The sequence below is a fragment of the Flavobacterium gelidicaeli genome, from assembly GCF_013294005.1.
Lineage (GTDB): Bacteria > Bacteroidota > Bacteroidia > Flavobacteriales > Flavobacteriaceae > Flavobacterium.
On record NZ_JABSNK010000008.1, the window covers coordinates 21763 to 34351 of the forward strand.

The following is a 12589-nucleotide window of genomic DNA, read 5'->3' on the forward strand; positions in this document are numbered from 1 at the left end:
AGGAAAAAAAACATGAATTTATGATTTCGAAAGGGATGCACATAGGAAAAAAAAAGATAAACGCAAAAATTACAGTTTGCACAATTCCCTTTAATCGGTAGCGATAATTTTAAATCTTAAAAAAACGATTTAATTTACCATATTTTCAGGACGCAATTCTGACGGAAGTTTGTCGAACTTTTTCTTAAAAACAGCACTAAATTTACTATGACTTTCGTAACCTACTTCTAACGCAATGAACTTAATTTGCATATCAGTATTTTTAACTAACTCAATCGCTAGTTGCATTTTTTTATCAATAATATATTGTAAAATTGAGGTCCCGTAAACTGATTTGAAGTCGCTTTTTAATTTTGAAGTTGAGATATAGAGTTTCTCGGCTAATGCATCAATACCCATGAAAGGCTTGGATAAATTTGTTGTAATCAACAATTCACATTTTGCTATTTTTTTATAATCAACAGAACCTTTACCTTGATAATCATCATCGCGATTATCAGCAAAAACATTCTTAAAAAAAGAAGTTAACAAACTTAATGATTGTCCCTTCAAAATGGTTTTGTTTAAAATATCAGTATTGAACGTTTTAAAAGTATCTAAAATTTCTTGAGATAATTCCACCGCGTTGGGCACAATGTCTTGATAGGAAACAAAGCCTTTATCTGAGTCTAAAAACTTTTTAAAAGGAAGCTTAGTATCTAGTTGATCTAAAGGAATATTTTCATGAAGCCAGCTAGGACTTACGTAGTAAATATAAAACAAGCATTTAGAGCCTTTGTAAAAACAGGCACCTACATCAACACCTGGCTTTTTGAATGCCCAGAATTTATTCTGAAAAGGCATCTTATCAATAAACACATTATTCAATTGCACTTCGCTCTCAAAAACTGTAAAGGTTATTGAATAGTGATCACTAGGAATATCCGGAGCATAAACTGATTTAATCACGCTATCGTGTTTGAATTCTACATTTGTTATGGTAAGCCATAAACCTTCATCAATTTTACGGTAACGCATAGCTCCTTTAATAAAAGGATTATTCCTTACTACTAACTGTTCTTTTGCAATATGTTTACTCCCTGGAGATTTTATTGTTGATTCTATGAATAATTCAGGTGTGTTTGCTACAAAGGGAAACTCAAAAAAACCGTCCCGATAGAACTTAAAATTAGGTGTAATATATTGAAACCACTTGGATAAACTCATACTTTTAATTTAAACTCCCACATAGTTTAAGCCTCAAATACGATTCATCTAATTGACAAACCTAAGACAGACTAAACAAACCACATTAAAAAGGAATAAATTCATTGCAAATTAACAAAAAATTATGGTTTTAAAAAACACGTATAAACACCTATTTACAACTTAAAAGCATTACTAAGACTTATTTGAGTGAAAAAACTTATCTTTAAAACAATAGCTAATTTTAACTCATTTTATTTATTCGGTTTACCGTAAACGTATTTTCATTCTGCCCTGATAAAACAAATTGTATTCAAAGACTAGATAAAGATTATAAATCCTAATAAGCAAATAAAAATAAAAGATAATCATTTTTTGAACGTCGTAATAATGAGGTAAAATAAAAGATAGTAAAAGGAATTTAAAGTCTCTTTAAACCTCTAAACAAAAACCTCAAACCTGAATCATTAAAAGATATTTAATTATCAAATCATTAAAATAATGAATCAAAATCATTTTTCTTATAAAAATAATTCATTAAAATAAGTTTAAATTACACTATTAATAAAAACAAAACTTACACAAACAAAGCTTTTCTAATATTTACTCTAGCAAAAATTACTATCCTAATTCTGAACTTTAAATGTAGATTCTAAAATAAAGAACTCCATGGCTATAGAATCACACTTTGGGTATCGTATAAAATGAAATATCGAAATTGACACTTTGGTCCCTTTTTCTAATTTTGTTTTCTATTACAAAAGCTAGAAGAGCCGCTATTGTAAAAATTACAATTTAAAATTAATAAAATGAGTAAGACATTATTTGACAAAGTATGGGACGCACATGTTGTACGTAAAATTGAAGATGGACCAGATGTGTTTTTTATTGACCGTCATTTCATACATGAAGTTACCAGCCCAGTTGCATTTTTAGGATTAAAATCTAGAAATGTATCTGTTTTATACCCTGAAAGAACATTTGCAACTGCAGATCACAATACACCTACAATTAATCAACACTTACCTGTTGAAGACGCTTTATCAGCAAATCAATTAAAAGCATTAGAAGACAATGCTGCCGAATACGGTATTTCGCACTGGGGATTAGGTGATCCTAAAAACGGAATCGTACACGTGGTAGGTCCTGAAAACGGAATTACTTTACCCGGAGCAACTATTGTTTGTGGAGATTCACACACTTCTACGCATGGTGCTTTTGGAGCAATTGCTTTTGGAATTGGAACTTCAGAGGTTGAAATGGTACTTGCAACACAATGTATCATGCAACCCAAACCAAAGAAAATGCGTATCAACGTAAATGGTACTTTGAGTAAAGGTGTGGGACCAAAGGATGTTGCCTTATATATCATCTCTCAATTAACTACTTCTGGTGGAACAGGTTATTTTGCTGAATACGCTGGGAATGTATTTGAAGAAATGTCTATGGAAGGCCGTATGACTGTTTGTAACCTTTCTATCGAAATGGGTGCTCGTGGTGGTATGATTGCTCCTGACCAAAAAACATTCGACTTTCTTGAAGGTAGATTGTATGCTCCAAAAGGGGACGATTGGACTAAAGCAGTCGCTTACTGGAAAACATTAAAAACAGATGATGATGCTGTATTTGATGCTGAATTAAATATCGACGCCGCAGACATAGAGCCAATGATCACTTACGGTACCAATCCTGGAATGGGAATAGGTATCTCAAAAAATATCCCTACAGCTAGTCAAGTACAAGGTGGTGCAGAAACTTACAAAAAGTCGTTAGCCTACATGGGTTTCAATGAAGACGATGTGATGATAGGAAAACCTATTGATTTTGTTTTCTTAGGAAGTTGTACAAATGGCCGTATTGAAGATTTTAGAGCGTTTACTGATATTGTAAAAGGTCGTAAAAAGGCAGACAACGTAACCGCATGGTTGGTTCCAGGATCACACGTAGTTGAAGCACAAATTAAAGAAGAAGGTTTGCTTGATATTCTAACAGAATCTGGATTTGTATTGCGTCAACCGGGATGTTCAGCTTGTTTAGCGATGAACGACGACAAAGTACCCGCTGGAAAATATGCAGTAAGTACCTCAAACAGAAACTTTGAAGGTCGTCAAGGTCCAGGTTCAAGAACTTTGCTAGCCTCTCCTATCATGGCAGCAGCAGCAGCGGTTACTGGAAAATTGACTGATCCAAGAGATCTTTTTTAGAAAGCAATCAGCTATGAGCCTTGGGCAATGGGCTTTTTTCAGATTGCCGAAAGCTCAAAGCAGATAATTATGAGAGATTTTAGAAAATACAATGTTTGGCAGGATAGTCATTTATTCACACTTGAAATTTATCAGGTTACAAAAGAATTTCCAAAAGAAGAATTGTTTGGATTAACAAGTCAATTGAGAAGAGCAACATCCTCTATTCCAACAAATTTCGCCGAAGGTTGTGGTTCTAATTCTGAAAAAGAATTTGCTAGATATTTGAATATTGCAATTGCATCCTGTTCTGAAGTTGAATATTTACTATTACTTACTTCTGACTTGAAATATCTAAACATTGAACTACATCAGGGTTTAGCTAGCAAAATAATTCAAATAAGAAAACAAATTTATCAATTACGACTTAAGTTAAATCAATAATATCGCAGTCCCCGCCCAAAGCCCATGGCTCAAAGCTGACTGCCAAAAGCAATATAAAAATGGCATACGATAAATTCAATATACTTACTAGTAGTGCAGTGCCACTACCAATAGAAAATGTAGATACAGACCAAATAATCCCAGCTCGTTTCTTGAAAGCGACTGAGCGTGTAGGTTTTGGTGATAATCTTTTTAGAGACTGGAGATACAATGGAGACGATACTCCAAAAGCTGATTTCGTTTTAAACAACCCAACCTACTCTGGAAAAATTCTTGTGGGAGGAAAAAACTTCGGTTCTGGTTCTTCTCGTGAGCACGCTGCTTGGGCGGTTTACGATTACGGTTTCCGTGCTGTAGTTTCTTCTTTCTTTGCTGACATCTTTAAAGGAAACTGTTTGAATATTGGTGTTTTACCCGTTCAAGTAAGCCCAGAATTTGCTGCTTCTATTTTTAAAGCTATAGATGCAGATCCAAACACCGAGCTTGAAATCAATTTACCAGAGCAAACAATTACACTAAAAGTGACTGGTGAAAAAGAATCTTTTGACATCAACGGATATAAAAAGAACAATATGGTTAACGGTTTTGACGATATTGATTACTTGCAAAACATCAAAGAAGACATCGTAACTTTTGCTGAAAAGCAATTGATCTAAACATTTCAATTTAATTATCCGTTAAAAGCAGTAGTGATTTCGATGAAAATAGAACCAAGTAGCGTCGCTGATATAGACTGCATTTTTGAATTTTATGATTTGGCTGTAGCCTATCAAAAAACCAAGTTCAACAAACACTGGATGGGTTTTGACCGCAAAATGGTTCTTAACGAAATAACAGAAAACAGGCAGTGGAAAATTATTATTGATGATGAAGTTGCTTGCGTTTTTGCCATCACATTCCAAGACGAGAGTATTTGGAAAGAAAAAAATGCAGATGCTGCGGTATATTTTCATCGAATTGTAACGCACCCAAAATTCAAAGGACAACACTTGGTAAAAAGAATAGTGACTTGGGGATTGGCTTTTGCCAAAGAAAAGAAACTACACTATTTACGCATGGATACTTGGGGAGATAATGAAGAATTAATAGGGTATTACCAAAAATGTGGCTTTGATTTTCTAGGAGTAATCACTCCAGAATATAAGGGATTACCAAAGCATTACGAAGGGATAACATTGAGTTTATTCCAAATAAAAGTAGAATACTAGCCGCACAATAGTTCAAAACTATTTGTTTAGAAATAAGATAATGGAGAAAAGAAAGATTGAAATAATGGACACGACACTTCGTGATGGGGAACAAACCTCAGGAGTGTCTTTTTCTGCTGCAGAAAAACTAACCATTGCCCAATTACTATTAGAAGAATTGAATGTAGACCGCATCGAAATTGCATCGGCACGAGTAAGTGAAGGAGAATTTCAAGGGGTAAAAGGCATCATGTCATGGGCACAAGAAAAAGGATATACTAATCGAATCGAAGTTTTGACTTTTGTTGACGGAGGTCTTTCTATCGAATGGATGAAAAAAAGTGGCGCTAAAGTTCAAAACTTATTGACTAAGGGTTCTTTAAATCACCTGACACATCAATTAAAAAAAACTCCCGAACAGCATTTTTCTGAAATTGCAAAAACGATAAGTCTAGCACAGGAAAACAATATTGAAACAAATGTTTATCTTGAAGATTGGAGTAACGGTATGCGCAACTCCCCTGAATATGTATTTCAGTATTTAGATTTTATAGCTACACAGCCTGTAAAAAGGGTATTACTTCCCGATACATTAGGTGTACTTATACCCGAACATACTTTTGAATACTTATCTAAAATTACCGCTAGATACCCCAACATTCATTTTGACTTTCATGCTCATAATGATTATGATTTAAGCATTGCTAACGTAATGGAAGCACTTAAAGCAGGTGTTCATGGTTTACATGTTACTGTAAACGGAATGGGAGAACGCGCTGGAAACGCGCCGCTTGAAAGCACCGTTGCTGTTATCAATGATTTCATGCCTGAGATCGAAATCAATGTAAAAGAGCCTTCGTTATACAAAGTGAGTAAGCTAGTAGAAGCTTTTACAGGATATCGTATTCCTGCTAACAAACCCATTGTGGGCGACAATGTTTTTACACAAACTGCTGGAATTCATGCTGATGGTGATAATAAAAACAACTTGTATTTTAATGACTTGCTACCAGAACGTTTTGGAAGAAAAAGGCAATATGCTTTAGGGAAAACATCTGGAAAGGCAAATATTGAAAAGAACTTACAAGAGTTAGGACTAAAATTAAATCAAGAAGATATAAAATTAGTTACACAGCGTATTATCGAACTAGGCGATAAAAAAGAAACCGTAACAAAGGAAGACCTGCCATACATTATCTCTGATGTTCTACACAGTAAAGTATTCGAAGAAAAAATAATTGTGGAGTCTTACATATTATCACACGCTAAAGGAATGCGTCCTTCAACAACGTTGTCACTACGAATCGACGGTGAATTAATTGAAGAACACGCACAAGGTGACGGACAATTTGATGCTTTTATGAATGCCTTAGGCAAAATCTATAAAAGCAAGAACTTAGAATTACCTAAATTAATCGATTACGCAGTACGTATTCCACCAGGAAGTAGCTCTGATGCCTTATGCGAAACCGTAATTACCTGGACAAACAACGGAAAAGAATTCAAAACACGAGGATTAGATTCTGATCAAACAGTTGCGGCAATAGTAGCAACGCAAAAAATGTTGAATGTAGTTTAAAGAAGTAGCTAAGCTACAAAGAATCTGAGCTTCTAAGCTTTTCGAAATTGCGACTGAAGTTTGGTAACTTAGATACTTTTAAGAATTGAAACAAAAAACAAATACATATGAAATTAAATATAGCACTTTTAGCCGGAGACGGAATAGGACCAGAAGTAATCAATGAAGCGGTAAAAGTTTCGGATGCAATTGCAAAAAAATTCAATCATGAAATCACTTGGACTGCGGCACTTACAGGAGCTTGCGCTATTGATGCGGTGGGCGTTCCTTATCCTGATGAAACACATGAAATTTGTATGGCTGCAGATGCGGTACTTTTTGGCGCTATAGGTCACCCTAAATATGATAATGACCCAACAGCCAAGGTTCGTCCTGAGCAAGGATTATTATTGATGCGTAAAAAATTAGGCTTGTTTGCAAATGTGCGACCTACTTTTACTTTTCCTTCTTTAATTGACAATTCACCTTTAAAAAGAGAACGTATTGAGGGAACTGATTTGGTTTTCTTAAGAGAACTAACCGGAGGAATATACTTTGGAGAAAAAGGAAGAAGAGATGGAGGAGAAACGGCCTTTGATAATTGTGTTTACACAAGAGCAGAAGTACAGCGTTTAGCCAAAAAAGGTTTTGAACTAGCAATGACACGTTCTAAAAAATTATGTTGTGTTGATAAAGCTAACGTACTTGAAACATCAAGATTGTGGAGAGAAACAGTGCAAGCAATGGAAAAAGACTACCCTGAGGTAACAGTAAGCTACGAGTTTGTAGATGCTGTGGCGATGCGATTAGTTCAATGGCCAAACTCATATGATGTATTAATTACAGAGAATTTGTTTGGAGATATTTTAACTGACGAAGCATCGGTAATTTCAGGATCAATGGGCTTAATGCCTTCAGCTTCTGTAGGTGAGCACACTTCGTTATACGAACCTATTCACGGTTCCTACCCACAAGCCACAGGTTTGAATATTGCAAATCCGTTAGCGACTGTTTTATCAGCAGCAATGATGTTTGAAGATGCCTTTGGTTTAACTGAAGAAGCTGCAGCAATTAGAGCAGTAGTAAACAAATCTCTAGAACAAGGAATTGTTACCGAAGATTTGGTTGTCAAAGGAGCTACAGCTTATAAAACAAGCGATGTAGGAGATTGGTTAGTAGCTAATCTGTAATTTTAATTTTGAAGGTTATATTAAAATTGTTATAATAGTTGAAAAAAGCGGTCGAGAGATCGCTTTTTTTTATTTTGAGATTTACGAAAACAAATCTTGCTTGACTTTATCATAGTAACTATCGCTCACAGGAATAATTAGGTCTGATAATAGTAAGTCTCTGCCCTTCAAACCCGTTACCTTATTCTTATTTACAATGTAAGAGCGGTGCACGCGTATAAATTGATTGGGATCAAGCGTTTTTTCTAGAGATTTTAATGACTGATAACTCATAATCTTTTTGCCGTTGCTATAGAAGTTTACATACTCGCTATCACTTTCTATGTGGGTAATGTCGTCCAGTTTTACTTTAAAAAAATCGTATCCAGATTTAATTGTAAGTGTATCATTAGCGCTGACTTGAGCTTGTTCACCTTTAATTTTCTGAACTGCTTGCAAAAAGCGTTGAAAAGCAATTGGCTTTAATAAATAATCAATAGCATTCAATTCAAATCCTTCTAAAGCGTACTCTGAATATGCTGTAGTAAAAATAATTTTAGTTGAAGACGGAATCAATTTAGCAAAGTCGGTTCCCTTGATTTCTGGCATTTGGATGTCCAGAAAAACAATATGAACAGTCTCCTTTTGTAAAATTGAGATCGCCTCTAACGGATTTTCAAACGAACCCACAACTTCTAGAAAGTCAACTTTACTAACGTAGTTTTTTAAAAGCTCCCTTGCCAGCTCTTCATCATCGATTATAACACATTTATACATTCAGATCCATTTTTAATTCCACTTTAAAGGTATTACTATTTTCAGTAATCTCTAGCGAATGTGCTTCTGGATAAAGCAATAAAAGTCTCTTTTTTACATTTGGAATCCCAATCCCTCCTACGCTATCTTTAACTATAGGTCCTTTCTTAAAAGTGTTTTCGATCGAAAATAAAACAGAACTTGCTGTTGAATGAATCGTAATAGCAATAAATGATTCGTCAATGTTCTGTATATTACTGTGTTTAAACGCATTCTCAACAAAAGGAATTAAAAGCATGGGAGCTATTTGCAACTTAGGATCTTCGATTGTAAATGAAGTCGTAACAGGGTATTTTTTACTACTCTTTAATAAGAACAGTTGAATGAAGTCTTCTATATAAGTCACCTCTTTTTCTATTGCAATCGCAGGCTTTTCACAATCGTATAAAACATAACGCAACATATCTGACAAGTATAAAATACTTTGTTGCGCCTTTTCTGAATCGATCATTGATAGCGAATAAATATTGTTTAAAGAGTTAAATAGAAAATGTGGATTGATCTGCGATTTCAAAAATTTAAGTTCGTTCTCCATCATTTCTGATTTACTGATTACCAAATCTTCCTCTTTTTTTTGAGCAAATGCAAATGTTTCTAAGAACGTAGCAAAAACATAGGAAACAGTGATTAAAAGCAAATTTATAAAAATAGGACTTGGCAGCATCTTATCCCCTCTTGCAGGCGGTGGCGGCATCCCTGACCCCATATGAGGCCTTATCATCATTGAAGAAATAAAAGCAGCAGCAATTACTAAAATTACTGAATACAGCACAAATTGTACATACTTTTTTTTGAAAAGGAAATTGGGAGCCAACACATAAATAAGTGCTACAATAAGAATTGCTTGGCATGAATAAGCCAATAGATTTTGCAATAAAAATTGAGTGATGTCTTTTTGGTTTAAACCAATAATAATCAAAACTAACAACCACAATATGAGTTGAAAGATAACGCGTGTAATTTTATTCATAGTACAAATAAATAAAATAAAAAGTAATCAAATCTTGAAAACACCGCTTTTTACCTCTTTAAAACGATTGTTTGCAGAATGCCAACTGCGATTCACAGATTACTTCTCTGTATTCACTGAAAAAAAATAATACACTTTTATAATTTGTTCAAATTTGCAAGCAACAGCAACATTAAAAAACAATTATGAAAAAATTAAACATTCTGATTTTAGCAACGCTTCAACTGTTTATAATCACATCTTGTTCAAAAGAGAACTCTAGCATTGACGAGGTCGATGAAGTTGCAGTTGAAGTAGATGACACCGTTTTTGAAACTCCTGATTGGACCACAGAAACCCACAGTAAAAAAGCAGACCCTAATTTTGAAGAAGTATTTGCAGACAATACTGTAAAAAGATTAGACATTGTTATAACGAGTACACGCTGGAAAAAAATGCTTGCAGACATGACCGCTACATACGGCACATTTGGCGCGAGTTCAGGTGGTCCTGGTCTTACTTCATCAGACGAAGATCCGATAATGGTTCCTGCAGAAGTTTTTTATAACGGAAAAGAATGGTACCGTGTGGGTGTTCGTTTTAAAGGAAATTCCAGTTTACAGTCCACTTGGTCTAGCGGAAACTTGAAATTATCTTTCAAATTAGATTTTGATGAATACGAAGAAACCTATCCTCAAATAGATAATCAGCGTTTTTATGGTTTTAAAAAATTAAGTCTAAAAAACAATTATAATGACAAATCGATGCTACGTGAAAAAGTGGCAACAGATATTTTTAGAGCTTCCGGTTTAGTAAGCTCGCATGCTGCTATTTATGAAGTTTATGTAGATCATGGTGACGGACCAACTTATTTTGGTGTGTATACCTTGGTTGAGGAGGTAGATGATACGTTGATCGATGAATTTTCAAATAACGACGGTAATTTATACAAGCCAGACGGTACCGGAGCTAGTTTTGCTGACGGAACTTTTACAAAGGATGTATTTGTAAAGAAAACAAATGAAGACGCTGCAGATTACAGTGATATTCAAAATTTATTCACGGCTTTACATGCTAGTACTAGAACCACCGATGCTGCGGCTTGGAGAACGAACCTAGAATCTGTTTTTGATACGGATACCTTTTTAAAGTATTTAGCTGTCAATACGGTAATTCAAAATTGGGATACGTACGGAAGAATGACACATAATTATTTTTTATATAATAATCCAGATACCAAAAAGCTATCATGGATACCATGGGATAATAATGAAGCATTGCAAACAGGGAATCAAGGCGGTTCATATGCTCTAAATTTCTCAGGCTTAAGCACTACGTCATGGCCATTGATTGGGTATTTATATAATGATGCAACCTATAAAGCGAAGTATGATATGTATGTAAAAAGTGTCATTAATAATGCTTTTAATGAAACTACCATGAAAGCTACCTACGCGAGTTATGGAGCACTTGTGAAACCGTATGCAATCAAAGAGGTTAAAGGATATACTTTCTTAAAAAGCACTGCTGAATTTCAAACAGCAATAGATGCGTTAAGTACTCATGTTACTGCTCGTACTACTGCTGTGAACAGTTATTTAAAATAAAAAAGACCGAGTGACCTGATTTCTTCAGCGCTAAATGATTAATGACTATTTGCGTTTTGAAGCTACTTCATTGTTACGACATTCGATTAATAGTATAGTGCATTAATAAAATTAAAGACGAAGGATATTCACCTTCGTCTTTTTTGTTTTATAACTACCTTACTTTTCAAATGCAATTTTATTCGAAAAGCATTCCTTTTGTCGCCAACCAAAATACGACTACCACTATTAAAATAAAACATATAAAAGTAGCTGGAACCTCCTTAAAAGAATAAAACAGGTATTTTAAACAATATATTATTTAGCATACTATCCTATTCACTGAATAGTATTCTTCATTCACTGAATACAAAAATAGCACTTCAATTATTACTGCATATTTGTACTCAGTAACAATCACAAAATCAAAATATCATGAAAAACACAATAGTAAAATTAACTTTAGGAGCGATAGTACTTTTAGCAACTACTTCAAGTTATGCACAACCACCTCAAGGCCATGATGGTAAAAAACAACCTACAGCAGCAGAATTAATAAAAAAGATGGACGCTGACAAAGATGGAAAATTATCAAAAAAGGAGGTAAAAGGACCAATCAAAGATGATTTCGAGAAAATTGACACAGATAAAGATGGTTATTTAACTCTCGAAGAATTGAAAAAAGCACCAAAACCAGAAAGAAAAGGTCCTGAGGGAGGAAGATAATTTTTAAATAAACCAATATGAATTCAGTAAGTAAAAACATGAAAATTAGTATAACTCTATTAACTGCTCTTAGTATTTTATCATGTAGCAGTTCCTCATCTGAGGATAGTACAGAAGAAGCTTCGACTGCAACAGTACCTACCGTGTTTAGCACTAATTACAAAGCAGGAGTTACTTTATCTTCTGATGGTACGTCAGTAACAATGAAATCAAACGGTACTCCTGATCACGTAACTCCTTATTGGGGAGTGGGAAACAGTCTTTATGAAGAGCAAACAGAAGGACAAACATTAACTCCAGGTAGCTTACAGTCACAAGTATTTGTCATGACTATTCCTATCAATCCAGCTGCAGCAACTACTAAAGAAGCGACCTCGCTAGGACCTATTGGTATGGCATTAAACGGAGTAGCAATTTACAATGATCGTGAAGGTGGTAACGTACCTGTAGATGCTAATACGATTACTACTTTTGACAGAGCTGGAGCACACAGTGGTCCAGGAGGATTATATCACTATCACTTTAATGGCGATTTCACGTCAAAGGACGACGCTAAACTAATAGGTTGGTTAAGAGATGGCTTCCCTATATATGGTCGTCAAGATACTAATGGAACCTACCCATCTGACTTAGATGAAAATGGAGGACATACAGGAGCAACGACGGAATATCCTAATGGAATTTACCACTACCATTGTTCGAATGTAAATTATTTAAATTCGGGATTTTATATCTTAAAAGCAGGAAGTTATTATGGAACAAAAGGAACATTTACTTCTTAAAATT

The 12589-nt window shown here is 34.6% G+C and carries 12 protein-coding genes; 9 read left to right on the plus strand and 3 right to left on the minus strand.

The features are described from left to right. Positions 1 to 129: 129 nt before the first annotated feature. Complete coding sequence (locus HNP99_RS12495) at positions 130 to 1206, minus strand: helix-turn-helix domain-containing protein (RefSeq protein ID WP_173853723.1); 1077 nt, start codon at positions 1204 to 1206, stop codon at positions 130 to 132. 788 nt (positions 1207 to 1994) lie between these two features. Between HNP99_RS12495 and leuC the strand changes: the two genes are divergently transcribed. The 6 genes from leuC (at position 1995) to leuB (ending at position 7747) form a co-directional block, all read left to right on the plus strand. Further along, positions 1995 to 3389 carry a 3-isopropylmalate dehydratase large subunit gene (gene leuC, locus HNP99_RS12500; protein WP_173853724.1) on the plus strand — a complete coding sequence of 465 codons (1395 nt, stop codon included), beginning with the start codon at positions 1995 to 1997 and terminating at the stop codon, positions 3387 to 3389. A 69-nt stretch (positions 3390 to 3458) separates the two neighbouring features. Further along, on the plus strand, positions 3459 to 3812 hold the full coding sequence (locus HNP99_RS12505) for a four helix bundle protein (protein WP_173853725.1): 354 nt from the start codon (positions 3459 to 3461) through the stop codon (positions 3810 to 3812). 59 nt (positions 3813 to 3871) lie between these two features. After that, positions 3872 to 4468: a 3-isopropylmalate dehydratase small subunit gene (gene leuD, locus HNP99_RS12510; protein WP_173839334.1), complete on the plus strand. Its 597-nt coding sequence runs from the start codon at positions 3872 to 3874 to the stop codon at positions 4466 to 4468. A 42-nt stretch (positions 4469 to 4510) separates the two neighbouring features. Next, positions 4511 to 5020 (plus strand): GNAT family N-acetyltransferase, encoded by a 510-nt coding sequence (locus tag HNP99_RS12515; protein ID WP_173853726.1) that lies wholly within the window; start codon positions 4511 to 4513, stop codon positions 5018 to 5020. A 40-nt stretch (positions 5021 to 5060) separates the two neighbouring features. Next, a complete protein-coding gene (locus HNP99_RS12520) occupies positions 5061 to 6578 on the plus strand; it encodes an alpha-isopropylmalate synthase regulatory domain-containing protein (protein ID WP_173853727.1) in 1518 nt (505 codons plus the stop codon). Positions 6579 to 6685: 107 nt separating this feature from the next. Continuing rightward, the gene (gene leuB / locus HNP99_RS12525) at positions 6686 to 7747 is read left to right on the plus strand and encodes a 3-isopropylmalate dehydrogenase (protein WP_173839337.1); all 1062 of its coding nucleotides are present in this window, start codon (positions 6686 to 6688) and stop codon (positions 7745 to 7747) included. 81 nt (positions 7748 to 7828) lie between these two features. Here the strand turns inward: leuB and HNP99_RS12530 are convergent, their stop codons facing one another. After that, on the minus strand, positions 7829 to 8503 hold the full coding sequence (locus HNP99_RS12530) for a LytR/AlgR family response regulator transcription factor (RefSeq protein WP_173853728.1): 675 nt from the start codon (positions 8501 to 8503) through the stop codon (positions 7829 to 7831). Continuing rightward, on the minus strand, positions 8496 to 9512 hold the full coding sequence (locus HNP99_RS12535) for a sensor histidine kinase (protein WP_173853729.1): 1017 nt from the start codon (positions 9510 to 9512) through the stop codon (positions 8496 to 8498). The genes HNP99_RS12530 and HNP99_RS12535 overlap by 8 nt, the downstream gene beginning before the upstream one ends. 185 nt (positions 9513 to 9697) lie before the next feature. On the opposite strand from HNP99_RS12535, the gene HNP99_RS12540 reads away from it, so the two are divergent. The 3 genes from HNP99_RS12540 to HNP99_RS12550 all read left to right on the plus strand — a co-directional run bounded on the left by HNP99_RS12540 (position 9698) and on the right by HNP99_RS12550 (position 12585). Then, the gene (locus HNP99_RS12540) at positions 9698 to 11098 is read left to right on the plus strand and encodes a CotH kinase family protein (protein ID WP_173853730.1); all 1401 of its coding nucleotides are present in this window, start codon (positions 9698 to 9700) and stop codon (positions 11096 to 11098) included. Positions 11099 to 11512: 414 nt separating this feature from the next. Continuing rightward, positions 11513 to 11803 (plus strand): EF-hand domain-containing protein, encoded by a 291-nt coding sequence (locus tag HNP99_RS12545; RefSeq protein ID WP_173853731.1) that lies wholly within the window; start codon positions 11513 to 11515, stop codon positions 11801 to 11803. Positions 11804 to 11820: 17 nt separating this feature from the next. Beyond that, on the plus strand, positions 11821 to 12585 hold the full coding sequence (locus tag HNP99_RS12550) for a YHYH protein (protein ID WP_217424419.1): 765 nt from the start codon (positions 11821 to 11823) through the stop codon (positions 12583 to 12585). Positions 12586 to 12589 lie beyond the last annotated feature (4 nt).